Source organism: Nocardia sp. NPDC003482 (assembly GCF_053588115.1).
Window position 1 is genome coordinate 145,965 of record NZ_JBSFPI010000019.1, and the last position, 24,256, is coordinate 170,220.

23 protein-coding genes are annotated in these 24,256 nt (G+C 70.5%); 7 read left to right on the forward strand and 16 right to left on the reverse strand.

The features are described from left to right. The first annotated feature begins 144 nt into the window (after positions 1–144). Positions 145–2,538, forward strand: coding sequence for a DEAD/DEAH box helicase (locus ACWDSJ_RS27555; protein WP_450035258.1), 2,394 nt, complete (start codon positions 145–147; stop codon positions 2,536–2,538). Between the two features lie 337 nt (positions 2,539–2,875). On the opposite strand, the gene ACWDSJ_RS27560 is transcribed toward ACWDSJ_RS27555, so the two are convergent. The 8 genes from ACWDSJ_RS27560 to ssd all read right to left on the reverse strand — a co-directional run bounded on the left by ACWDSJ_RS27560 (position 2,876) and on the right by ssd (position 8,542). Further along, positions 2,876–3,256: an Rv3654c family TadE-like protein gene (locus ACWDSJ_RS27560; RefSeq protein WP_450035260.1), complete on the reverse strand. Its 381-nt coding sequence runs from the start codon at positions 3,254–3,256 to the stop codon at positions 2,876–2,878. Next, a complete protein-coding gene (locus tag ACWDSJ_RS27565) occupies positions 3,253–3,597 on the reverse strand; it encodes a TadE family type IV pilus minor pilin (protein WP_450035300.1) in 345 nt (114 codons plus the stop codon). Before ACWDSJ_RS27565 ends, ACWDSJ_RS27560 begins: the two co-directional genes overlap by 4 nt. After that, positions 3,594–3,806, reverse strand: a complete 213-nt coding sequence (locus ACWDSJ_RS27570) for a DUF4244 domain-containing protein (protein ID WP_387359137.1) — start codon at positions 3,804–3,806, stop codon at positions 3,594–3,596. Before ACWDSJ_RS27570 ends, ACWDSJ_RS27565 begins: the two co-directional genes overlap by 4 nt. A 57-nt stretch (positions 3,807–3,863) precedes the next feature. Then, entirely contained in the window at positions 3,864–4,460 is a 597-nt protein-coding gene (locus ACWDSJ_RS27575) for a type II secretion system F family protein (protein ID WP_450035262.1), read from the reverse strand. Between the two features lie 241 nt (positions 4,461–4,701). Further along, on the reverse strand, positions 4,702–5,493 hold the full coding sequence (locus ACWDSJ_RS27580; RefSeq protein WP_450035264.1) for a type II secretion system F family protein: 792 nt from the start codon (positions 5,491–5,493) through the stop codon (positions 4,702–4,704). Positions 5,494–5,560: 67 nt separating this feature from the next. After that, the gene (locus ACWDSJ_RS27585) at positions 5,561–6,748 is read right to left on the reverse strand and encodes a TadA family conjugal transfer-associated ATPase (protein WP_450035266.1); all 1,188 of its coding nucleotides are present in this window, start codon (positions 6,746–6,748) and stop codon (positions 5,561–5,563) included. A gap of 157 nt (positions 6,749–6,905) precedes the next feature. Beyond that, complete coding sequence (locus tag ACWDSJ_RS27590) at positions 6,906–7,460, reverse strand: hypothetical protein (RefSeq protein ID WP_450035267.1); 555 nt, start codon at positions 7,458–7,460, stop codon at positions 6,906–6,908. Further along, the gene (gene ssd / locus ACWDSJ_RS27595; RefSeq protein ID WP_450035269.1) at positions 7,457–8,542 is read right to left on the reverse strand and encodes a septum site-determining protein Ssd; all 1,086 of its coding nucleotides are present in this window, start codon (positions 8,540–8,542) and stop codon (positions 7,457–7,459) included. Before ssd ends, ACWDSJ_RS27590 begins: the two co-directional genes overlap by 4 nt. A gap of 276 nt (positions 8,543–8,818) precedes the next feature. Here ssd and ACWDSJ_RS27600 point away from each other — a divergent pair, with 276 nt between their 5' ends. Then, complete coding sequence (locus ACWDSJ_RS27600; protein ID WP_450035270.1) at positions 8,819–9,622, forward strand: HAD family hydrolase; 804 nt, start codon at positions 8,819–8,821, stop codon at positions 9,620–9,622. Between the two features lie 425 nt (positions 9,623–10,047). Here ACWDSJ_RS27600 and ACWDSJ_RS27605 read toward each other — a convergent pair whose 3' ends face one another. The 5 genes from ACWDSJ_RS27605 to ACWDSJ_RS27625 all read right to left on the reverse strand — a co-directional run bounded on the left by ACWDSJ_RS27605 (position 10,048) and on the right by ACWDSJ_RS27625 (position 16,133). Continuing rightward, positions 10,048–10,791 carry an oxidoreductase gene (locus tag ACWDSJ_RS27605; RefSeq protein ID WP_450035271.1) on the reverse strand — a complete coding sequence of 248 codons (744 nt, stop codon included), beginning with the start codon at positions 10,789–10,791 and terminating at the stop codon, positions 10,048–10,050. A 154-nt stretch (positions 10,792–10,945) separates the two neighbouring features. Continuing rightward, complete coding sequence (locus tag ACWDSJ_RS27610) at positions 10,946–12,637, reverse strand: dipeptide ABC transporter ATP-binding protein (RefSeq protein WP_450035273.1); 1,692 nt, start codon at positions 12,635–12,637, stop codon at positions 10,946–10,948. 5 nt (positions 12,638–12,642) lie between these two features. Beyond that, on the reverse strand, positions 12,643–13,596 hold the full coding sequence (locus ACWDSJ_RS27615) for an ABC transporter permease (protein ID WP_450035275.1): 954 nt from the start codon (positions 13,594–13,596) through the stop codon (positions 12,643–12,645). Continuing rightward, positions 13,589–14,515 (reverse strand): ABC transporter permease, encoded by a 927-nt coding sequence (locus ACWDSJ_RS27620; protein WP_387359117.1) that lies wholly within the window; start codon positions 14,513–14,515, stop codon positions 13,589–13,591. The genes ACWDSJ_RS27615 and ACWDSJ_RS27620 overlap by 8 nt, the downstream gene beginning before the upstream one ends. A gap of 25 nt (positions 14,516–14,540) precedes the next feature. Beyond that, positions 14,541–16,133: a peptide ABC transporter substrate-binding protein gene (locus tag ACWDSJ_RS27625; protein ID WP_450035276.1), complete on the reverse strand. Its 1,593-nt coding sequence runs from the start codon at positions 16,131–16,133 to the stop codon at positions 14,541–14,543. Positions 16,134–16,464: 331 nt separating this feature from the next. Here ACWDSJ_RS27625 and acs point away from each other — a divergent pair, with 331 nt between their 5' ends. The 5 genes from acs (at position 16,465) to ACWDSJ_RS27650 (ending at position 21,656) form a co-directional block, all read left to right on the forward strand. Continuing rightward, positions 16,465–18,417, forward strand: coding sequence for an acetate--CoA ligase (gene acs / locus ACWDSJ_RS27630; RefSeq protein WP_450035278.1), 1,953 nt, complete (start codon positions 16,465–16,467; stop codon positions 18,415–18,417). A gap of 75 nt (positions 18,418–18,492) precedes the next feature. Next, positions 18,493–19,701 carry a Na+/H+ antiporter NhaA gene (gene nhaA, locus ACWDSJ_RS27635; RefSeq protein WP_450035280.1) on the forward strand — a complete coding sequence of 403 codons (1,209 nt, stop codon included), beginning with the start codon at positions 18,493–18,495 and terminating at the stop codon, positions 19,699–19,701. 38 nt (positions 19,702–19,739) lie between these two features. After that, positions 19,740–20,210: a phage holin family protein gene (locus ACWDSJ_RS27640; RefSeq protein WP_387359230.1), complete on the forward strand. Its 471-nt coding sequence runs from the start codon at positions 19,740–19,742 to the stop codon at positions 20,208–20,210. 22 nt (positions 20,211–20,232) lie between these two features. Beyond that, positions 20,233–21,183 carry an alpha/beta fold hydrolase gene (locus ACWDSJ_RS27645; RefSeq protein ID WP_450035282.1) on the forward strand — a complete coding sequence of 317 codons (951 nt, stop codon included), beginning with the start codon at positions 20,233–20,235 and terminating at the stop codon, positions 21,181–21,183. Positions 21,184–21,245: 62 nt separating this feature from the next. Then, positions 21,246–21,656, forward strand: coding sequence for a carboxymuconolactone decarboxylase family protein (locus tag ACWDSJ_RS27650; RefSeq protein WP_387359107.1), 411 nt, complete (start codon positions 21,246–21,248; stop codon positions 21,654–21,656). Between the two features lie 6 nt (positions 21,657–21,662). Here the strand turns inward: ACWDSJ_RS27650 and ACWDSJ_RS27655 are convergent, their stop codons facing one another. From ACWDSJ_RS27655 to ACWDSJ_RS27665, 3 genes are all read right to left on the reverse strand, one after another. Next, a complete protein-coding gene (locus ACWDSJ_RS27655; protein ID WP_387359105.1) occupies positions 21,663–22,856 on the reverse strand; it encodes a MarP family serine protease in 1,194 nt (397 codons plus the stop codon). Further along, entirely contained in the window at positions 22,853–23,569 is a 717-nt protein-coding gene (locus ACWDSJ_RS27660) for an NUDIX hydrolase (protein WP_387359228.1), read from the reverse strand. Before ACWDSJ_RS27660 ends, ACWDSJ_RS27655 begins: the two co-directional genes overlap by 4 nt. A gap of 176 nt (positions 23,570–23,745) precedes the next feature. Continuing rightward, on the reverse strand, positions 23,746–24,256 hold a 511-nt coding region (locus tag ACWDSJ_RS27665; protein WP_450035284.1), incomplete at its 5' end, for a TlpA family protein disulfide reductase.

A 24,256-nucleotide genomic window follows, 5' to 3' on the forward strand; every position in this document is an offset into this window, starting at 1 on the left:
TGGAGTAGGTTTGCTTCCGGATAACCCATCGACCGTCAGGGAAACACGCTGTGACACAGGTCGCTACTCGGTAGTGAAATGGCAGGTAGACCTCTTGCAACACACACCGTTCACACAATCCCTGGCCGCCCCGGGTCCGGTCGGATGAATCCGGGCGAGCAGACGCTGCGGACGAGACCGCGCGCGGAGTCGAGCTATGGCCGATCGTTGCTCAATCGTGTCCTCACCGAGCATCCGGATGGCGACCTCCGCCTGACCCACGTCAGCGACCTTCCGGCCCGCGCGGCCCGGGTCACCTCCTGGCCTTCCTGGGTATCGCCGGATGTGGTCGCCGCGTTTCAGGGGTGCGGTATCGACGCCCCGTGGTCACATCAGTCCCGCACGGCCGATCTGGCCGCGAGCGGGCGGCACGTGGTGCTGTGCACGGGGACAGCGTCGGGAAAGTCGCTGGGCTATCAGCTGCCGGTGCTGACCGCGCTGCGCGCGGATCCGCGCGCGACGGCGCTGTACATATCGCCGACCAAGGCGCTGGGCGCGGATCAGCTGCGCGCGACGGCCGCCCTCACGCACGAGGGGCCGTTGCGCGACGTCCATCCCGCGACCTACGACGGCGACACCCCCGCCGAGATCCGGCAGTGGGTGCGCGCGAACGCGCGGTGGATCTTCACCAATCCGGACATGCTGCATCTCGGCCTGCTGCGCTCGCATCAGCGCTGGGCCCGGGTGCTGCGGCGGCTGCGCTACGTCGTGGTCGACGAATGCCACGCCTACCGTGGGGTTTTCGGCTCGCATGTGGCGCTGGTGCTGCGCCGGCTGCGCCGGCTGGCCTGGCACTACGGGGCCGATCCGGTGTTCGTGCTGTGTTCGGCCACCACCGCGGACCCGGCCGAGGCGGCGTCCCGGCTGATCGGCGCGCCCTGCGTGGCGGTGACCGAGGACGGGTCCCCGCAGGGCGCGCGGACCGTCGCCCTGTGGGAACCCGCACTGCTGGCCGCGACCGGGGAGAACGGCGCGCCGGTACGCCGCCCGGCCACCGCGGAGGCCGCCCGGATCATGAGCGAGCTGATCGCCGAGGGCGCCCGCACGCTGACGTTCGTGCGGTCGCGACGCGGCGCGGAGACCGTGGCGATGGAGGCCCGGCGACTGCTGGCCGAGGTGGATCCGCTGCTGGCCGAGCGGGTCGCCGCGTATCGGTCGGGGTATCTGGCCGAGGACCGGCGCGAGCTGGAGGCGGGCCTGGCCGACGGTTCGCTGGTCGGCGCGGCGACGACGACGGCCCTCGAACTGGGCGTGGACATCGCGGGCCTGGACGCCGTGGTGATCGCGGGCTTCCCGGGGACGGTCGCCTCGTTCTGGCAGCAGGCCGGGCGGGCCGGACGCCGCACCCAGGGGTCGCTCGTCACGCTGGTCGCCCGCGACGATCCGCTGGACAACTACCTGGTCCACCACCCGCACGCCCTGCTGGGCCGGCCGGTCGAGGCGACGATCACCGATCCGCACAACCCCTATGTCCTGGGACCGCATCTGCTCTGCGCGGCCCTGGAACATCCGCTGACCGACGCCGAGGCGGCCGAGTTCGAGGCCGGTGAACTGCTCGCCGAACTGGCCGAGGAGGGCCTGATCCGCAGGCGACGCCACGGATCCGGGCCGGGCCGCTGGTATGTCACCGCGGCCACCCAACCCCACGACGCCGTCGACGTGCGCGGCGGCATCGGCACGCCCGTGGCCATCGTCGACGAGGAGAGCGGACGCCTGCTGGGCACGGCCGACGCGGGCCGCGCCCCGGCGACGCTGCACGAGGGCGCTGTCCACCTGCATCAGGGCGAGACGTTCGTGGTGGACGAGCTGGACCTCGACGGCGGTGTGGCCTTCGTGCACGCCGAGCAGCCCGGGTGGACGACCAGCGCCCGCACGGTCACCTCGATCGCGCTGGACGAGATGACCACCGAACACGCGCACGGGGACGTCACCGTCGGCCTCGCGCGGGTGCGTGTGTCGCGGCAGGTCGTCGGCTATCTGCGCACGCTGCCCACGGGCGAGGTACTGGATCTGATCGAGCTGGATCTGCCGGAGCAGACGCTGCCCACCCGGGCGGTCCTCTACACCGTGACGCCCCGGCTGCTGGCCCGCGCCGGGCTGGACCCCAAGCGGGTGCCCGGCGCGCTGCACGCCGCCGAGCACGCCGCGATCGGCATGTTGCCGCTGGTGGCGAGCTGCGATCGCTGGGACATCGGCGGGGTGTCGACCGCCGAACATCCCGACACCGGCCTGCCCACGGTCTTCGTCTACGACGGGCATCCCGGCGGGGCGGGCTTCGCCGAGCGCGGATTCGCCCGGCTGGGCACCTGGCTCACGGCCACGTTGTCGGTCATCGAGTCCTGCGAGTGCCCGGCGGGCTGCCCATCCTGCGTGCAGTCGCCGAAGTGCGGAAACGGCAATACCCCGCTGGACAAGGCCGGGGCGGCCGCCCTGCTGCGGGTGCTGCTGGCCGAGTTGCCCGAGGAGCCGGGTGATGACGAGGGCGAATCCGAACCGTGACGAAGCGGACATCTCAGTGAGATCGATTCGCTATTCGGTGCGAGCGGGCGCGGTCCAGGTCGAAGCGGAACTCGGCCGCGCCCGCCGCGACCGGCGAGGGTCATGGGTCGCTGCCAGGCGGAACGATTAAAGAGGAACAAATTCATAATAACTGGTCCATTGCCCCCCCCGATTAACCATGCGCGGCGCTCGCAATTCGAATGACGCTTCATCAATCAATTCGGGAATTGGGGGCAGGGCAATTCCCGGTAGCGAGTTTCGGACTTCCGCCGAACAACAAGACCGTCCAGCATGTGTCGGCAGTCACCAAATGCCGCCTGCCGCCGACCGATCGTATTCACGATTCATTCGTATCGACCGGACCCGCGCGGGCGGCGGCACGGACGGGCCGTGCGGCGAGCGGCCCTGCCATCACGCTCGCCTCTACGCGTACCGTGACGTCCCAACCTGCGACGTCACATTCGAGCACCCTGGCGCGCATGCGCCGCGCGATCTCCTCCGCCCGCTCACACCCCGCCCCCGAATCCAGCGCACCCGCCGCGGCCAGCGCCCCGAGGTCAGCGACCGATTGGGCGCGGTGCCGGGCGGCGATGACCGCGCCGACCTGGCCGGTCAGCAGGGTGAGCGCGAGCAGGGCGGCGACGGCCACACAGGCGAGGACGGTGGCGCCGCCCTCGTCCCGGGGCCGCCCGGGTGCGGTCCGCGCGCGGGCGCTCATTCGCGCACCCCCGGCTCTCGCACGGCCACGGCCTCGGCCCGGAGGACCAGGAGTGGGAGCAGGGGCACGCGGGTGGTGACGGATGCGACGACGTTGTCCTTGTCGTCGTGGAGCGCGATGGCCGCGCCGGGTGGGGCGACCCGCCGGGCGGCGGGCAGGGCGTCGGTGTCGGCCCCTCGGGCGCTCAGGCGGGCGGCCTCGCGGGCGGCGTCGACGCAGCGGACCTGCGCCGACGCCGCCAGGAGGGCCGCCAGGCACAGCACGACGACGGCGATGATCGTGCCGAGGGCGATGGCGGCCTCGACGGTTACCGCGCCGCTGTCACGGTGCGGTTCGGTCAGACCTTCGTGTTCAGGGCCTTGTCGATGATCTTGGTGAGGGCGTTCACGATCGAGTCGCCGGTGACCACGGTGTACAGGACCGCCCCGAAGGCGGCGGCCGCGACCGTCCCGATGGCGTATTCGACCGTGCTCATGCCCTCGTCGTCGACCAGTGCGCGGATGAGCCGGAAGCGCAGCTTCCACAGTGTCGATCGCACTGTCGCTCGCATGGATCTCTCCCTTCTGTCGATCCGGTGCGGCCGCTCCGCACCGGAGTCCGGATGTGGTCACAGCAGCCCTCCGCCCAGCAGGCGGCCGGCGAGGCCGATCACCACGGGCACGATGCCCAGGCACAGGAACGCGGGCAGGAAGCACAGTCCGAGGGGTCCGCCGATCAGCACTCCGGCGCGTTCGGCGCGGGCCGCGGCGGCGTCCTCGACCTGGGCGCGGCAGTGGTCGGCCAGTTCGGCTACCGCACCCGCCAGGGCGCTGCCGGAGCGAGCGGAGCGGCGGACCAGGCGGGCGAGGGCGGCCAGGTCGCCGGAACCGGTGTCGGCGGCGGCCCGCTGCCACGCGGTGGCCGGGTCGGCGCCGAGGGCGAGCAGTTCGGCGGCGTGACGCAACGCGGTGCGGAGCGGTTCGGCGGCGGCGGTGGAGACCGCGCGGGCGGCGATCGCCACGGGCAGGCCCGCGCGGAGACAGGCGGCGAGGAGGTCGAAGGCGGAGGCGTTGGCGAGGGGGTCGAGGGTCGGGGTGGCGGGCTCTCCGGCGGACCGGTGGGGTGCGCCGGACATGGCGCGCATCCGGGCGAGCGAGGAGCGCGGGCCGGGCACCACGAGCAGCGCCACCCCGAGGAGAACCAGGGCGATCGGGGAGGTGGTCATGGTCGTTCCCCGCGGGGTCGGGTCGGACACTGCCCGGCTGGGACGCGTACTCGCCCGGCTCGCGGCGACCTTCGAACCGAGTGCCTCCGGCATCGACGCTCGGAGTCGGTTCGGGGCCATCGGGCCTGAGGCAAGTTTTGCTCGCGCGATGCGGGATCGTCGCCGTGCCCGCGAGTAAGGGATTCGGCTCCGAACAGATTGCGGCTGAGCCCCTTCCGAGTCGAGGCGAACGAGTTCGGGCTCATATCAACGCCTTCCGGGTGAGTGAGTCGGTCCAGAGGATGCCGAGGCAACCGAGGGTCGCGCCGAGCGGCAACAGCACGGTTCCGGCCCCCGGGCGGAGCAGGACGGACAGCGGGCTCGCGCCCATGAGCTGGCCGAGGGTTATGCCGATGAGCGGTAGTGCGGCCAGCACCGCGGCGGTGGCGCGGGGGCCCGCCAGCGCGGCGGTGGTGCGGTCGCGGAAACGGATGCGGGACAGCAGGTCTTGGCGAGTGGCGGTGAGGAGTTCGGCCAGAGCCAGGCCGTATCGCTCGGCGAGTTGCCAGGCGTCGGCGACCCGGCTCAGGTCCGCGGCTATGGGCGCCCGCGGATCTCGGAGGCCGTCGGCGGCATTGCCGCCGAGGCGGCTGCGCGCCGCGCACGCCGCGAAGGCTCGGGCCGCCGTGCCCGCGCTCTCCTCGGCGGCCGCGGCGGCCGCCGCGCCCGGATGGGCGCCGACGCGGAGCTCGCCGATCACGACCTCCAGACCGTCGGCCAGGGCGCGGCATTGCGCGACTCGATCGCGGTCGGCTCTGCCGCGGCGCAGACGCACGGCGACGGTGGCTGTGATCAGGGCGGCGGCTATGAGCGGACCGGCACCGACGGCGGCCATCGCGACCAGGGCACAGCCCAGCAATGCGCGAAAGACCCAGACAGAGGGCATCTTTCGGGCAGTTCTCGGCGAAGCGAACAAGGCCGAGAAGCGTCGCCTGCCCGCTCCCGACGGCAGGGCCACGAGCGCGAGCGCGAGGACGAGCAGCGGGGCGATCATGAGACCTCCGCGGCCGGGTGCCGGTTGTCGGCCCGCACGCATCGGAAGGCATTGCGCGAGTGGCGGTTCATCGGCGGAGCCTTTCGTCGAGGAGGCGCTCGAGCGCGGGAGCCGCGGGGGTGGGCACGGTGTCGGCATGCCATGCGGGGGCGACGTGGATGTGGTTCTCGGGGGTGCGGGTCACCAGGCCGATCTCCTGGAGGCCGCGGTCGCCGGTCGCGCGCCGGTGCATGTGCAGGACGATCTGAACGGCGGCGGCGAGCTGGCTGTGCAAGGCGGGACGCGACATTCCGCCGAGGGCGGCGAGGGCCTCCAAACGGGCGGGCACCTCCCGGGGAGAGTTGGCGTGCACGGTGCCCGCGCCGCCGTCGTGACCGGTGTTGAGCGCGGTGAGGAGGTCCACGACCTCCGCCCCACGCACCTCACCGATGACAATGCGGTCGGGCCGCATGCGCAGCGCCTGACGGACCAGGTCCCGGACGGTGACCGCCCCGACGCCCTCGACATTCGCGGTCCGCGCGACCAGCCGGACCACATGCGGGTGCGGTGGCGCGAGTTCGGCGGCGTCCTCGACGCATACGATGCGTTCGCTCGGGTCGACCTTGGCGAGCAGGCCCGACAACAGCGTCGTCTTCCCCGCGCCCGTACCGCCGACGACGAGGAAGGCCAGCCGGGCCCGGACGATCCGGTCCAAGAGCTGTTTCGCCTCGGCGGTGACCGCACCGCCCGCGGCCAGCGCGTCGAGGTCCTGGGTGGCGGGGCGAAGGACGCGCAGGGACAGGCAGGTCCCGCCGTGGGCGATGGGCGCGAGGACGGCGTGCAGGCGGACGCCGAACGAATCACCCACCACGCCTTCGATTTCCGGGAGACGGCCGTCGACCCACGGTTGCGCGTCGTCGAGGCGGCGGCCGGCGGCCAGGGCGAGTCGTTGCGCCAGGCGCCGGACGGCGGCCTCGTCGGCGAAGGTGACCCGCGTCCGCCGCAGTCCCTGCCCGCGATCGACCCAGACCGCGTCGGGCGCGGTCACCAGGACATCGGAGACGCGCGGATCGTGCAGCAGCGGTTCGAGCACACCGACGCCGGTCATCTCGGTCTGCAACAGCCGCAGCGCCCGGAGCAGATCCGTATCCCCGAGCACGCCGCCCGCCTCGGCGCGGATCGCGGCGGCCACCCGCGCGGGATCCGGATCCGCTGCCTCGGCGACCAACCGCTCCCGCACCCGATCCAGCAGCTCCCCCGTCACCAGGCCGCTCATTCCTCGACTCCCGCGGTCGAATCCGGACGCCGCCATCGATCCGCCCCACGCCAGGTGGGAGCGGACGCACAACGCGGGCACTCCTCCCGCCGGGCGACCACATCCCACTGCTGATACCGAATCGTGCTGCGCCCGTGGGCCGGACGACCCCAGCCGCTCATCGCCCCGCCTCCGAGTCCTGGTCATCTTCGGATTCGGGCGGGGCATCGGCCCCTTCCTCGGAAGCACGGTCCGACCCGTTCGCCGAAGCGGTCGTGTCGGGAACCTCACCGTCCGGTCCCGGCGTCGATACGTCGCCGGAAGCATCGCCCACGAAAACGTCTGCGGGAGAGACCGACTCGGTGGTGCTCGCCGATGTGCACGACTCACTGCTTGGCGCGTCGTCGTGGAGATGCACAGCGGCTGAGGTGGATTCGTCGAAGTCGTCCGAAGCGTCGGCGAGGTCGGGTGCCGAACTCGGCGAAGGCTCGAGTTTCGGACGTGCGGCTCGCACGATTCGGGACAGCGCCGAATCGAGGATCTCGGAAACCGCTGCCGGACACCGGGTTCGGGCGGACATGAGCCAGCCATTGACCGCGGTGGTGGCGGGAAGCGCTCGGAGGAGATAGCGGAGGCGGGCGGTGGGGCCGGGACTGTCGGAGGTGCGCCACGCGTCGAGTTCTTCGCCGAGGCGGCGGAAGCGATCGGTGCGGGAGGGGGTGGGGTCGGTCATCGGGAAACCTCCGGGAGGGCGTCGAGGATGGATTCGGCGGCGGTGCGGAGCGGGCCGCGCGGGTGGGTCAGGCCGGTGCGTTCCAGGCGGTACGGGAGGCCCGGCTGGGGGCGGAAGGCGGACAGGAGGGGTAGTGAGAGGGCCTGGGCCACATCGGCGCCGCGGAGGCCGCCGGGGGCGGGACCGCGAACCACCAAGGCATGATTGGGATTTCGGGGGCGGAGGTAGGAGACGACGGCTCGGGCGGCGGCTACCGCGCGGAGGCGGGCGGGGACGACCAGGACCACCAGGTCGGCGGCGTCGAGCATCTGGTCGGTGTGCGGACCGCGGGCGGTGGACACGTCGCAGACGACCAGGTTCCCGGCCGCGCGGCCCGCCGCGACGACCGCGCGGACCGCGCCGGGACCGATCTGGTCGGGCGGGCCGTCGTCGACGCGACCGCAGGACAGCAGGCTCAGCCGGGGCGCGACCGCGGGCAGGGCGTCGTGCAGGGCGTGGGCGGCGACGCGGCCATCCTCGACCACCAGGTCGGGCCAGCGCAGGCCGGCGGTCGTTTCGAGGCCGAGCAGCAGGTCCAGGCCGCCGCCGAGGGGGTCGCCGTCGACGAGCAGGGTGTCGTCGCGGAAGCGGTCGGCCGCGGCCGTGAGGGCGACGGCGGCGGCGAGGACCGAGGCCCCGGCCCCGCCGCCCGCCCCGACGACGGCGACCGCCACGCCGTCGCCCGAACCGCGCTGGACGTGGTCGGCGAGGGATGCGATGAGGCCGTCGGCCGCGGCGGGCAGGGCGAGCACGCGATCGCTGCCGACGGCGGCCGCGGCCTGCCAGTCGGCGAGGCCGGGTTCGCCCGCGGTGACGACGATGGTGCCCGCGCGTCGGGGACAGCCGGATTCGGCGCAGGCGCGGGCGTTGGCCGCGTCGAGGATCACCGAACCCGCGGCGAGCCAGGCGTGCCGGGCGATGGGTGGCAGCCGTTCGTCGAGGCGGCGATCGGCCGCGGCGGCGATGCGCCGGACCTCGTCGCGCAGGCGGTGATCGGTGATGAGGACCAGGGCCGAAGTGGGAAGCGCTGCAAGGGGATTCATGCAGGCCAGCGTGGCTCGAGCCGGGAGCGGGCGACAGGGGGTGAACCACGAATGTGGATAACTACGGGGGTGTGGACAACTTCGAAAAGTGCTGGAAATAGAGGACGACCCCAGCCGGGGGGGAGGAGGCTGGGGCCGTCGGGGTTCAGCCCCGGGGGGTCGGGCTGAACGCGCCTGGACCATGTCCAGGTGCCAGCAATACTACACCCACGCCCCGCCCGAAACGCAAGTCCACCGGCCGGGCGTCTTTGCGCCACCGATACCTATCCTGGACGCGTGACGAGTACGCGCCCCGAACGCATCGCCGCCTTCTTCGATCTGGACAAGACGGTCATCGCCAAGTCGAGCGTGTTCGTGTTCAGCAGGCCGTTCCTCGCCCAGGGCCTGATCGATCGGCGAACCGTGCTGGAGAGCAGCTACGCGCACTTCCTGTTCCTGCTCTCGGGCGCCGACCACGATCAGATGGAGCGCATGCGTGAGCATCTGACCAAGATGTGCGCGGGCTGGGACGTGAGCCAGGTGCAGGCCATCGTCGCCGAGACCCTGCACGAGCTGGTCGACCCGCTGATCTACGCCGAGGCGGCGGATCTGATCGCCGACCACAAGATTCGCGGCCACGACGTGGTGATCGTCTCGGCCTCCGGGGAGGAGATCGTGGGTCCGATCGCGGCGGGTCTCGGCGCGACGCACACCGCCGCGACCCGCATGGTGGTCGAAAACGGTAAGTACACAGGCGAAGTCGAGTTCTACTGCTACGGCCCGAACAAGGTCGAGGCGATGAACCGGCTGGCCGCGAGCGAGGGCTACGACCTGTCGCGGTGCTACGCCTATTCGGACTCGATCACCGATCTGCCGATGCTGTCCGCGGTGGGACATCCGACGGCCGTCAATCCCGATCGAAATCTGCGGCGGGAGGCCGTTTCTCGCGGCTGGCCGGTGCTCGAGTTCTCCAATCCGGTCTCGCTGTGGGCCCGCTTCCCGGCGCCGTCGTCGACGACCGTGGCGGCCACGGCGGTGGTCGGCGCCAGCGCCCTGCTGGCGGGGGCGCTCAGCTACCGGCTGCTGCGTCGACGCCGCTGAGAATTATTGCGAACAGCTATCAAAAATAACGCGACTCGCCGGATAACACGCCGAAAAATCGAATCCTTCTCACCCCTTGCTGTGAGGCCGCTCACAGAGTAACAATGGACGCACGGAAGGACGGAAGGCCAAGGTCGCAGCCGGAAGAGAAGGTTCGATCTCCCGACCGGTCCTTCCCAGCACGGACGCCAGGTACCCACGCGGAGCGCGCCGCGACAAGGGCAACAGCGTTGTGGGCCTGCGAGTACCGGGCCGCGACGGCGAACGCCTCGCACGAGTTGCGGGGATCAACCGTCCGGATCGGCGCACCGCCGAGGCCGCAGAACACAACCCGACCAGCACGCATGGTAACCGGGTGGTCCGTGCTAGGCGGGCGGCGATGTCGGTGACGACCACGCCGCCCGCTTCGATGTGTCCGGGTCGTTTCAGCCGCGGGCGTCGGCGATCGAACGGGCTTCGCGCGCACCGTCTTCCAGCGCGCCGCAGCACAGGATCACCCAGCCGCCCACCCCGTCGGTGGTGCCCGCGCCGAAACCCTCGGCCGCGTCCAGATACGCCTGACGGCGGCGCATCCAGAAGACCTCCGGCACGCCGAGGCTGTGCGGGTCGAGCCCCGTGGACACCGACACCAAACGGGAGGCCGCGCGGGCGACGAGACCGTCGGCGCTGCCGAAGGGCCGCAGCGCCAACAACTCTCCGTGGACGACGGCCGCGAGGACGGGCGCCGGGGCGCTCGAGGTGAGTACGGTCTGCGCGAGCAGGTCCAGTCGTTCGGCGACGCCGGAGGCGGTGCGCGGGCGGCCGAGCCGCTCCGGATCGGTCACCAGATCGGCGGCGGCGAGCAGGTGCAGCCGGGCCAGGGCCTGGAGCGGCGCGCGTTGCCAGACGGCGACCAGATTGCGCAGCGCCTCCCCGTCGAGGGCCTGTCCGACCCGCAGCGCCCCCGCGAGGATCGGATCCGCCGGCGCCCCTTCGGGCGGCAGTTCGGTGCCGCCGCCGTCGATGGCCGACGACGACCGCGCCGCCCGCACCGCCGCCTCGGCCGCCGTCCCGGGCCAGCCGCGCCGATTGACCTTGTGCCGGTGCACCTCGGCCAGCGCGTCCCGGGCCCGGTCGGCGGCCTCGCGCACACCGGGCAGCTCCACGAGGGGTTGCAGCACGTCAGTCACGACGCCCACGCTAGTCCAGCCCCCATGACCCGCCCCCGAGCCCCGGACCGCCCTCGCTTCACCTACCCCCGAACGCCGCGCCGCCCTCGCTCACACGTCCCCGAGCCCCGGGCCGCCCTCACTCACCCGCCCTCGGACATGACCACCGCGCGGGTCAGGCCGAGCGCAGCAGGTCGCGGCCGGGGATGGCGTCGAGGAGGCGGCGGGTGTAGTCGGAGCGTGGGTTGTCGAAAACGGCTGTGGTCGAGGCGGATTCGACGATTCGGCCGTTCTGCATGACGACGACGTCGTCGGCGATCTGGCGGACCACGGCCAGGTCGTGGGTGATGAACAGGTAGGACAGGCCCAGCTCGGCCTGCAGGGTGTTGAGCAGGGTCAGGATCTGGGCTTGGACGAGGACGTCGAGGGCGGAGACCGCCTCGTCGCAGACCACCACCTCGGGCGACAGGGCCAGGGCGCGGGCGATGGCGACGCGCTGGCGCTGGCCGCCGGAGAGTTCGTTGGGGTAGCGGCGCATGACCGACGCGGGAAGGGAGACCTTGTCCAGCAGGTCGCGCACGGTGGCCTCGCGTTCCTTCGGGGTGCCGATGCCGTGGGTGCGCAGCGGCTCCTCGATGGTGCGGTAGATGGAGTACATCGGATCCAGGGAACCGTAGGGGTCCTGGAACACCGGCTGCACCCGGCGGCGAAATGCCAAGGCCGCCGTGCGGTTCAGCGTGGCGACCTCGCGGCCGTCGAAGGTGACCCGCCCCTTCGTGGGCGGCAGCAGGCCCAGAACCATCTGCGCCACAGTCGATTTCCCGGATCCCGATTCGCCGACGATGGCGGTCGTGGTGCCGCGCCGCACGCGGAACGACACATCGTCCACGGCGACCAGCTCGCTCGATTTCCACGGCACGCCGCCGCGGATCTTGAAGACCTTGGTCAGATTCTCCGCGACCACGACATCGTCGGGGGCGGCGGCGAATTCGCCGTCGGTCGCGGCGAGCTGCTCGGCGGCCTCGATGGCCTGTTCGCGCACCTCGGCCCGCTGGCGCACCGACGACAGCCGCTGCGAGGCCAGCGACGGCGCCGATTCGACCAGCTTCTTGGTGTACAGATGCCGCGGCTCGCGCAGAATGTCCAGTGCCGGACCGGATTCCACCACCCGGCCCCGGTACATGACCACCAGATGTTCGGCGCGCTCCGCGGCCAGCCCCAGATCGTGGGTGATCAGCAGGACCGCGGCGCCCAGTTCGCTGGTGAGACCGTCGAGATGGTCGAGGATCTGGCGTTGCACGGTGACGTCGAGCGCGGAGGTCGGCTCGTCGGCGATGAGCAGTTTCGGGCGGCACGACAGGCCCATGGCGATCAGGGCGCGCTGGCGCATTCCGCCGGAGAACTCGTGCGGATACTGGTTGACCCGCCGCTCGGCGTCCGACATACCGGCCTCGGCGAGCAGCTCCGGCACCCGGCGTTTCGCCGCCGCGCCCGTGGCGATGTCGTTGGCCACCAACGTCTCCCGGATCTGGAAGCCGACCTTCCACACCGGGTTCAGATTCGACATCGGGTCCTGCGGTACGAAGCCGATGCCGCGGCCGCGCACGGCGACGACCTCGCGCGCGGACGCCGCGGTCAGATCCTTGCCGTCGAACATGATCGACCCGCCGGTGATCCGGCCGGTGCCGGGCAGCAGATCGATGATCGCGTGCGCGGTCGTGGACTTGCCGGACCCGGACTCGCCGACGATCGCGACGGTCTGGCCCGGATACACCGACAGGTTCACCCCGCGCACGGCCGGGATGGTGCGGCCCTCGGCGGTGAAGCCGACCTCGAGATCGCGCACCTCGAGCAGCGGACGGTCCATCGTGCTCACCTCTTGCGTGCCTTGGGATCCAGCGCGTCGCGCACCGCGTCGCCCAGCAGGATGAAGCTGAGCACGGTGAGCGCCAACGCCGTCGCGGGATAGAACAGGATGCCGGAGGTGCGGATCTCCTTCTGATCCGCGGCGATATCGGCCCCCCACGACACGATCGTGCGGGACAGGCCGACACCCAGATACGACAGCGTCGCCTCGGTCACGATGAACACGCCCAGCGAGATCGTGCTGACCACGATCAGCGGGCCGGCCGAGTTGGGCAGTACGTGCCGGATCAGCGTCCGGAACCGGGATACGCCCAATGCCTTTGCCGCCGTGACGTATTCGCTGTTCTTGGCCTGGATGACCGCCGCGCGGGCGATGCGGGCGGCCTGCGGCCAGCTGAACGAGGCCAGCGTCAGCATGACCGTGAAGATCGTGCGCGACTCCAGCAGCTGCATGACCACGATGGCGGCGAGCATGAGCGGCAGCGCGTAGAAGATCTCCGCGACCCGCGACACGATCGAATCCAGCAGTCCGCCATAGTATCCGGCGAACGCGCCGAGCGTGCCGCCGATCAGCACGAACAGCAGCGTCGCGCCGACGCCGGTCGCCACCGACGCCCGCGCGCCGTAGATCGTGCGCGCGTAGATGTCGCAGCCCTGTTTGTCGAAGCCGAACGGATGGCCGCCGCCGGGCGCGCGCATGCTGAAATCACCGCTGCAATACCGGGGATCGAGGTCGGTGAACAGGCCCGGCCACGCGACCACCAGCAGGACGAAGGCGATCAGGACAGCGGCGACGAGGAAGATCGGATTGCGCCGCAACTGCCGCCAGGCGTCGCGCCACACACTCGTCGGCGCGGCCGTCTCGTCGAGCCGGTCGGTCGCGAGCACCTCCACCTCGTCCGGCGGGGCCACGAAATGTTCCTGGCCGGGCCGGGTTTCGCGGGTCGACGGCTCAGGCATAGCGAATCCTCGGGTCGAGCGCGGCGTAGAGCAGGTCGACGATCAGATTCGAGATCAGGAACACCATGATCAGCACCGTCACGAACGCGACCACCGTCGGCGGTTCGCCGCGGGTGATGGCCTGATAGAGCGTGCCGCCGACGCCGGGAATGTTGAAGATGCCCTCGGTCACGATCGCCCCGCCCATCAGGCTGCCGAGATCGGCGCCGAGGAAGGTGATCACCGGGATCATCGAGTTGCGCAGGATGTGCACCACGATGACGCGCCGACGGCTCAGCCCCTTGGCGGTGGCGGTGCGGACGTAGTCGGCACTCATGTTCTCCGCCACCGAGTTTCGCGTCAGGCGCAGCACGTAGGCGAACGAGAGCGAGCCGAGCACGATCGCGGGCACGATCAGATCGCCCCACTCGGCCTTGCCGCCGACGGTCACCGGCGCGATCCCCCATTTGATCCCCAGCAGGAACTGCGCCAGGAACCCGACCACGAAGATCGGCACCGCGATGATGACGAGGCTGAGCACCAGCATCGTGGAATCGAACAGCCGCCCCTTGCGCAGCCCGGCGATCAGGCCGAACAGCACCCCGAACACGCCCTCGAAGGCCACCGCCAGGATCGCCAGCCGGAACGTGATCGGGAACGCCCGGGCGAGTTCCTCGCGCACCGGGCGACCCGAGAACGAGGTGCCGAAGTCCAGCGTGAGAATGCCCTTCAGGTACTCCAGGTACTGCACGATGAACGGCTGATCCAGGTGATAGCGCGCCCGCAGCCCGGCCTCCACCGCGGGCGACATGGGCCGATCACCCGCCAGCGCCCGGATCGGATCGCCGGGCAGCAGGAACACCATCGCGTAGATGAGCAGCGTCGCACCCAGGAAGACCGGGATCATCTGGAGCAGCCGCCGCACGACATACCAAGTCATGGTTCAACTCCCGGGAGAACGGCGGCTACTTCTCGATGTTCTCGAAATCGAACAGACCCGACCAGGTGACCTCGGCCTTGGTCACCCGATCCGAGCGGCCCGCGGCCACGTTGTAGTCGAAGACCGGGATGTCGGCCATGTCCTGGAACAGGATCTGCTGGGCCTGGGCCAGGATGTCGTACGCCTGTTCCGGGGTGGGCGCGGCCTGCGCGGCGTCGAGCAACCGGACGAACTCCGGATTGGCGTAGCCGACATTGTTGGTGGCCGAACCGGTCAGGTACTGCGAGGTCAGGAATTCGAACATCGACGGGTAGTCGCCCTGCCAGCCGTAGCGGAACGCCTTGCCGATGGACTTGTCGTTGATGGCGTCGCGAATGTTCTTGAACGTCGGATACGGCACGCCGACCGCCTCGATGCCGAGGGTGTTCTTGACGCTGTTGGCGACCGCCTCGATCCACGCCTGATGACCGCCGTCGGAGTTGTAGGCGATCTCGTAGCGACCCGACCACGGCGCGATGGCGTCGGCCTGGGCCCACAACTTCTTGGCCTCGTCGGGGTTGTACTTCAACACCTCCGACCCGGGCAGATCCTTGCGGAAGCCGGGCAGGGTGAACGCGGTGAAGTCCTGGGCGGGCACCCGGGTGCCGTGAAAGATGTTCTGCGCGATCTGTTCTCGATTGATCGCCATCGAGATGGCCTTGCGGCGCAGCACGCCCTCGGGCCCGCCGAAGTGCGGGACGCTCGGCTGCACGCCGATGTGCTGGGCGTACGCGATCGGCTTGGTCATGGCGCGATCGCCGAGATCCTTCTGGTACGACGAGAGCGCGCTGTCGGGGATGACGTCGAGTGCGTCGAGGTTGCCCGCGAGCAGATCGGCGTAGGCGGTGTCGTAGGACTGGTACATCACGAAGCGCAGGCCCTTGTTCTTGGCGGGGCGGCCACCGTGATAGTCCGGATTCGGCGTCATCTCGATCTTGACGTTGTGGTCCCAGGAGTCGAACTTGTAGGGGCCGTTGCCGATCGGCTTCTCGCCGAACGCCTTCATATCCTTGTACGCCGATTCGGGCAGCGGATAGAACGGCGCGAAGCCCATCTCCAGCTCGAAGTCGATCGAGGGCTGCTTCAGATCTACGGTGAAGGTCTTGTCGTCGACCACCTTCAGGCCCGACATGGTCTGCGCCTTGGGCGGATTCGCGGACACGTCGTCGTACCCGGCGATCTGCTCGAACACCCAGTTCTGCAACTGGGCGTTGGTGCCGAGCGCGCCGTAGTTCCAGGCGTCGACGAAGGATTTCGCCGTCACCGGGGTGCCGTCGGTGAACTTCCAGTCCTTGATGGTGATCTTGTAGTGCTGTCGATCGGTGCTCTCGATCGATTGGGCGACCTCGTTGTGCGCCTTGCCCTCCGCGTCGTAGAACTTCAGGCCCGCGAACAGGCGGTCGACGACGCGGCCGCCCATGTTCTCGTTGGTATTGGTGGGCACCAACGGGTTCTGCGGTTCGCCCCCGTTCACCGTGACGACATCGGTGCCGCCGCCGGAGGAGGAACATCCGGTCAGGGCCAGGCTCGTGGCCAACAGGGTTGCCGCGCCCAGCGCGGTGATCACCTTGAGTCTCAACGCATTCTCCCGGTTCCAGGAAAGCAACAGGAGCGCCGGAGCGCGCAGGGATCCGCCCGCGGGCACCGACGATCCAGGTGGTGAGTCGGACAGTAGCCACCGCCACCCGGGTTGTCAGCGGATCGGCCCGTCTTTGTTCCGGTTGTTAGCAATACAGCAACATTGCCGACTCATTGCCCGCGGTTCCGGGGACGGGTTGGGCAATCCGGATAGCAGCGACGCTCGACCCATCGAGCGTCCGGACTCCGGCGCGACGCAGGTCATGGGTGGGTTAGGGTCGAACGTGGCCGCGGTCACCCGCGGTCGAAGCGCCTCCGAAAGAAGAGACGAGATGACCGAAACCTCCGCTGATCACCAGGATGCCTACCCGCCGACCGCGGAGTTCGCGGCCGCGGCCCACGCCGGTGCGTCTCTCTACGATCGTGCCGCCGCCGACCGCGAGACCTTCTGGGCCGAACAGGCCAGCCGATTGCACTGGCATCGGCCGTGGACGCGGGTATTGGATTGGGACGACGCCCCGTTCGCGCGCTGGTTCGTCGACGGCACCCTGAACGTGGCCTACAACTGCGTGGACCGTCATGTCGCCGACGGGTACGGCGACACCGTGGCCATCCACTGGGAGGGCGAGCCGGGCGATTCCCGCGACCTCACCTACGCCCAGTTGCTGGCGGAGGTCAGCCGGGCCGCCAACTACTTCACCGAACTCGGCCTGGTGGCCGGGGATCGGGTTGCCATCTATATGCCGATGGTCCCGGAGGCCATCGTCGCCATGCTGGCGTGCGCGCGGCTGGGACTGACCCATTCGGTGGTGTTCGCCGGGTTCTCCCCCACGGCGTTGCGGCAGCGGGTCGACGACGCCGAGGCGCGTCTGGTGGTGACCACCGACGGGCAGTGGCGCCGCGGGAAGGCCGCGCCGCTGAAGGAGGCCGTGGACGAGGCGCTGTACGGCAGCGAGCACAGCGTGGAACACGTACTCGTGGTGCGGCGCACCGGAATCGAGGTGCCGTGGACCGAGGGCCGGGATCTGTGGTGGCACGAGACGGTCGAGCGGGCCTCGGCCGAGCACGAGGCGCAGCCGTTCGACGCCGAGCATCCGCTGTTCATCCTCTACACCTCGGGCACGACCGGGAAGCCGAAGGGCATCCTGCACACCTCCGGCGGATATCTCACCCAGGCGTCCTACACGCACCACTACGTGTTCGACCACAAGCCGGGCGAGGACGTGTACTGGTGCACCGCCGACATCGGCTGGGTGACCGGGCACAGCTACATCGTGTACGGTCCGCTGTCGAACCGGGCCACCCAGGTGGTCTACGAGGGGACGCCGAATTCGCCCGATGAGCACCGGCACTTCCAGATCATCGAAAAGTACGGCGTCACAATCTATTACACCGCGCCGACGCTGATCCGCACCTTCATGAAGTGGGGCCGCGAGATCCCCGGGGCGCACGATCTGTCCAGCCTGCGGGTGCTGGGGTCGGTCGGCGAGCCGATCAATCCGGAGGCGTGGCGCTGGTATCGGGAGGTCATCGGCGCGGGCCGGACCCCGATCGTGGACACCTGGTGGCAGACCGAGACCGGCGCGATCATGATCTCCCCGCTGCCCGGGGTGACCGCGGCCAAGCCGGGCGCGGCCATGACGCCACTGCCGGGCATCTCCGCGCAGGTGGTCGACGAGGAGGGCAATCCCGTTCCGCTCGGCGAGACCGAGGCCAACGGGTATCTGGTGCTCGATCAGCCGTGGCCGTCCATGCTGCGCGGCATCTGGGGCGATCCCGAGCGGTACAAGGCGACCTACTGGGAGCGCTACGCCGCGCAGGGCTGGTACTTCGCCGGGGACGGGGCCAAGCTCGACAAGGACGGCGACCTGTGGGTGCTGGGCCGCGTCGACGACGTCATGAACGTGTCGGGCCACCGAATCTCCACGGCCGAGGTCGAATCCGCGCTCGTCGGGCACTACGGCGTCGCCGAGGCCGCGGTGGTCGGGGCCAGCGACGCCACGACCGGGCAGGGCATCGTCGCGTTCGTCATCCTCACCGGCGAGGCCAAGAACTCGGGCCAGGATCTGGTCGACGAGCTGAAGGCCGAGGTGTCGCGCGAGATCAGTCCCATCGCGCGGCCCCGCGAGATCCACATCGTGCCGGAACTGCCCAAGACCCGATCGGGCAAGATCATGCGGCGGCTGCTGCGGGATGTGGCCGAGGGGCGGGAGCTGGGCGACACGTCGACGCTGGTGGACCCGAACGTGTTCGAGGCGATCCGGGAGAAGAAGACCAATTGGTAGGCGTTAAGATCGCGTAAGGAGAGCCGGGAAGTCTGGTCGGCGTGAACCGAACGACCGCTCGACCGAAAGGCTCCCGTGATCGTCGCGCTGCGCTCCGAGATCGCCCGAATCCTCCGTACCGAGACCGTCGGCGGCACCCTGCTGCTGCTCGCGGCGGCGATCGCGTTGATCTGGGCGAATTCGCCTTGGGGCGCGGCGTATTCGACGATCGCGGATGCTCGGCTCGGTGTCCCCGGGCTGGAGCTGACCGTCGCCGAGTGGACACAGGACGGGCTGCTGGCGATCTTCTTCTTCGTCGCGGGGCTCGAGCTGAAGCGCGAGTTGGTGGTGGGGGAACTCGCGGATCGGCGGCGGGCGATCCTGCCGGTGGTGGCGGCCGTGGGCGGGGTGGTCGTGCCCGCGCTGCTCGCGTGGGGAATCGGGCACGGGTTCCCCGGAATGGATCGGGGCTGGGCGGTTCCGGTCGCGACCGATATCGCCTTCGCGCTGGCCGTGCTCGCGGTGTCGGGAGCGCGGATACCCGCCACCGCGCGGGTCTTCCTGCTGAGCCTGGCGGTGGTCGACGATCTGATCGCGATCGTGCTGATCGCCGTGCTGTTCACCGGGACGGTACTGGTCGGCTGGCTGCTGCTCGCGGCGGCCTGCCTCGCGGGATGGGCGGTGGCGCAACGGTTTCGGATCCGGACGCCGCTGCTGTACGTGCCGTTGGCGCTGGGCGCGTGGTTCGCGTTGCACCAGGCGGGAATTCACCCCACGCTGGCGGGGGTGGCGTGCGGGCTGCTGACCCGGGTGCGGCCCGATCCCGGCGAGGACCTCGCCCCCGCCGCCCGGCTCGAACACCTCTTCCAGCCCGTCTCGGCGGGTGTGTGCGTGCCGCTGTTCGCGCTGTTCGCGGCGGGAATTCCGGTGTCGCGCACGGTCTTCGGCGAACTCGTCACCGACCGGCTGGCGCTGGCGATCGGCGTCGGACTGCTCGCCGGGAAGACCCTTGGTATCTTCGGCTCGGGCTGGCTCGCCGTGCGGACCGGCCTCGCGCGACGTCCCGCCGGACTGGGCGCACGCGACATGTTCGCCCTGTCGGTACTGGGTGCGATCGGGTTCACCGTTAGCCTCTTGGTGGCGGAACTGGCGTTCGCGGACGACGTCGCGGCCGAGGAACTGGCGAAGGCGGCCGTGTTGGCGACATCAATGACGGCGTCGGTGCTGGGTTCGGGGCTACTGTTGCGACGAGGCCGCGCGCACCGGGCACGGCAGAACGCGTGCGCCGCCGCCGGAGACGAGTGAAGGCCGGGCAGTACCGGGAATGGAGAAGGGTCGAGCAATTGAGCTTCACACAGGGCGGTAACGGGCAGGACACGGGCCGGGGCCGGACCATATCCTCGATTCCGCTGTCCGAAGTGGACACCTTGGCCGGGGCGAGCATCGGCGATCTCGTGCGCGACGCGGCCGAGCAGGTGTCGACCCTGGTGCGCGCCGAGGTGGAGCTGGCCAAGACCGAGGTCACCGGCGAGATCAAGAAGGGCCTGCAGGGCAGCGTCTATTTCATTCTCGCGCTGACCGTGCTGCTGTTCTCCAGCTTCTTCTTTTTCTTCTTCCTCGCCGAACTGCTGGATGTGTGGCTGGCCCGCTGGGCGGCGTTCCTGATCGTGTTCGCGCTGATGATCGTCGCGGTCGCGGTGCTCGGATTCCTGGGCTACCGCAAGGTCCGCAAATTGCGGGCGCCGCAGAAGACGATCGAATCGCTCAAGGAAACCCGCACCGTGCTCCCGCACGTCGGCAAGCCGGACGCCTGAGCCTGCCATTACGCTTCCGGTCGTGTCGTCGAATCCGATTCCCGACCCGTCCAGCGTCCGCTACGACGGTCCGTGGACCCACCGGGACGTGCACGCCAACGGCATTCGCTTCCATGTGGTGGAGGCGGCCCCGGCCGGTGTGCCCGCCGCCGAGGCCCCGCTCGTGGTGCTGTTGCACGGCTTCGGCGACTTCTGGTGGTCGTGGCGGCATCAACTGCGCGACCTGGCCGACCTCGGCTACCGCACGATCTCGGTCGACCTGCGCGGCTACGGCGACACCGACAAACCACCGCGCGGCTACGACGGCTGGACCCTCGCCGGTGACGTCGCCGGACTGATCCGCGCGCTCGGGCACACCGAGGCGGCCCTGGTCGGACACGCGGAGGGCGGGCTGGTCTGCTGGACCACCGCGGTGCTGCACCCGCGGCTGGTCCGCTCGATCGCGCTGGTGTCCTCGCCGCATCCGGTGGCGCTGAAGGCGGCCGTGCTGCGCGACGGCCGCCAGCGCGCGGCCTGGCTGCCGAATTTCCTGCGCTACCAGCCGCCGCGCTACGGCGAACACATGCTGACCACGCTCGACGGCTTCGAGATCGAACGGCTCCTGCGCGGGCGCGCGGGCGTCCGGTGGGCCCGGACCGCCGAATTCGTCGACACCGCAACGCGACTGCGCTCGGCCATCCGCATCCCCGGCGTGGCGCACTGCGCGCTGGAGTACCAGCGCTGGGCGTTCCGCAGCCAGTGGCGGCCGGACGGACACCGCTTCATGACGGCCATGCGCGATCCCGTGCGCATCCCGGTGCTGATCCTGCGCGGCGAGGACGACGCCTACATCCTCGACTCGACCGTGCGGCGCAACCACGAACTCAGCCCGAACCGCCGGATGGTCGCGATCGCCGACGCCGGGCACTACGCGCATCAGGAGAATCCCGAGGCCGTCACCGCCGAACTCGCGAAGTCGCTCACCTGCGGTTGACGTGGAGTGCGCTCCAGCTTCTACGGTTCTGTGCGTAGCGATGACCCACGGAAGGACCGACCATGAGCGACAACGACATTCGGCAGGCGAACTTCGACCGCGGGCTCGAGGTCCTGCGCGGGATCAACGGCGATGTCGGGCAGCGGGTGATCGATTCGCTCGCCGACATCTCCCCGGAACTCGGTCATCAGATCGTGGCCTGGGGCTTCGGCGAGATCTACGCGCGCGAGCAGCTGCCGCCGCGGGATCGGCAACTGATCACCCTCGGCGTGCTCACCGCGCTCGGCGGCGCCGAACCGCAGCTCGAGGTGCACATCAACGCCGCGCTCAATGTCGGGCTGACCCCGGCGGAGATCACCGAGGTGTTCCTGCACGCGGCCGGATACTGCGGCTTCCCGCGCGCGCTGAACGCGACCTTCGTGGCGAAGAAGGTGTTCGGCGAGCGCGGGCTGCTGCCGGTCGAGCGGGACTAGAAGGGATCAGCTCAGCACGCACTCCCCGGTGGGCACGGCCGCGGTCGAACCCGTGGCGGCGTTCAGGTCGGGCTGGACCTCCTTCAGGGTCAGCACGTATCCGGTGTCCTCGTCGGTCACCGCCGCGCCGAACACCACGCCCAGCACCTCACCGGCCGTATCCACCAGCGGCCCACCGGAATTGCCCGCCCGCACCTGACCGCGCACGGTGTACACCTCGCGGGTGACCGTGCCGGTCTTGTAGATGTTGGGGCCGCTCAGATCCAGCGTCTCGCGCACGCGCGCCGCGCTGGCGGTGTACTTCCCGCCGCCGGGATAGCCGAGCACGATGGCGCTGTCGCTGGATTTGGCGGCGTCGGGGGCCAGCGGGATGGGGTCGGCCTGGAGGCCCGGGACCGCCAGGATGGCCACGTCCTTGTTCGGGTCGAACAGCACCACGGTGGCGTCGAGCGCCCCACGCGCGGTGTCGACCTGCACGGTCGTGGTTCCGGCGACCACGTGCGCGTTGGTCATGATGCGTTCGTGCGCCACGACGAAGCCCGAACCCTCCAGTTGCCGTTGGCAACTCGGGGCCACCCCCCGGATCCGCAGCACGCTGTACTGAAGGTTCAGCGCCACGGGCGAATTCAGCACCCCGGCGTCGGGCGGCTCCACCGCCGCGATCGGCGCGCGGCCGAACGGGCCGATGACGTCCGGCAGCCCCGAGGTGTTGAGCAGCCGCGAGAACTCGTTGGGCACCCGCCGCAACCAGTCGGGGGCGACCTGATTCACGTCGGTCAGCACGCGAGAACCGTTGACGGCGGCCGCGATCGACGGCTGCGAGGACGACGCGAGCGGCAGCGCGAGCAGCCACGCCGTCACCAGCACGGCCACGCATTGCAGGGCCGCGCCCACCACGCTGTCCACGCTGCGGGTGAACGGATGCCGCATGCCGCTGCGGGCCGCGCGGCCGAGCACCATGCCCGCCACCTCGCCGATGATCACCAGCGCGACGATCAGCACCACGCCCACCAGGACGCGTTTACGGCCCTCGGTGATGTGGATCAGGATGTGCGGCGCGATCAGGATGCCCGCGACCGCGCCCAGCACCACACCCAGGAAGGCCAGCGCCGAGGCGACCGCGCCCTGCCGCCACCCCGAGGAGGCGGCGAGCAGCGCGATGATCACGACCGCGAGGTCGAGCCAGGCCGACGAACTCATAACGTCATCCCCACTGCCGCGAGCGAGGCCTGCAGATCACGCACGTCGTGGTGATCCCATTCCCGCTCCCATCCCGAAACCGCCAGCAGACCGGCGAGCACACCGGCCGTGAAACCCCAGACGAGCATGCCGTGCACCGCGAACGCCGGGCCCATGTACCCCAGCGGATGACGCACCACGAACCGATTGGCCGGATCGATGAGATCGGCTATCGGCACCCGCACCACGCGGGTGGCCTCGGCCTCGCTGACCACCCGCACCTCCCCCGGTTCGCGCCAGTACGCGACGACGGGGGTCACGTCGAACCGCGAAGGGGGCACGAAGATCTCGGGCAGCACCGCGATCGGCTCCACCCCGGCGCGGTCGAGCCCGGTCTCCTCCCACGCCTCGCGCAGGGCGGTGTCGATCGGCCCCGCGTCGCCGGGTTCCACCCCGCCGCCGGGGAAGGCGACCTGACCGCGATGCTGGCGCAGGGTGGTCGCGCGCTGGGTGAGCAGCACGTCCGCGTCGGCCGGAAGTCCGCCCGGCGCAGCGGGATCCGGTTCCGGCGAGCCCGCGAACAGCACCAGCACCGCCGCCTGCCGGGGGCGTAGCGCCGCGGCCGCGAGTTTGCGCAGCGGCCTGCGGCCCAGCACCTGATTGGTGCCGGTCGGGTCGGCGAGCTCGTGCTCGGCCACGCCGCGTAACCACTCCGGGATGTTGTCGGTGACCAATCTCGGTGCGGCACCGGCCTTCTCGCGGCCTTCGCGCTCGTCCACGCTGCCTCCTGCGCCGTCGCGGGGACGAGGGCGTGCGCCCGCGCACATCCGGCCCGTGCTCCCACTGCTCATGATGCGATCATCGTCGCCCGCGCCCCGGGGCGTATCGCGGGGCACCGAATCGTCCCCGCTCACGCCGGAACCCCCAGTTCGGTGGCGACGGTCGCGGCGATGTCGTCGGCGTCGCGGAACGGGCGCACGACCACCTTCGCGATCGAGCCGTCGGGCCGCACCAACACCGAAACAGGCTGCACCGCAGGGGCTTTCGCGGCCACGCGGACACGGGCGGCGGCGTCCTGCACGCCGGGCAGCCGGACGCCCAGATCGGTCAGCCGGGCCAGCGCCTTGGCCTCGTCCGGATCGGAGTGCACGGTCAGCACGGGCACCGCGCCGGGTCGGGCGGCGTAGCGCTGTAGGGCGGGCAGCTCCTCCGCGCAGGGCGGGCACCAGTAGGTCCACAGGTTCAGCAGCGCCGGACGGCCCGCGAGGGCGGCGGCCAGATCGACCGGAGCGCCGTCGGCCAGGCAGTCCAGGGTGATCCCGGCCAGCGGCCCGGCCGCGACGGCGCCGGGTGCGGAACGCGGGCAGGCGGCCAGATCGACCGGAGCGCCGTCGGCCAGGCAGTCCAGGGTGATCCCGGCC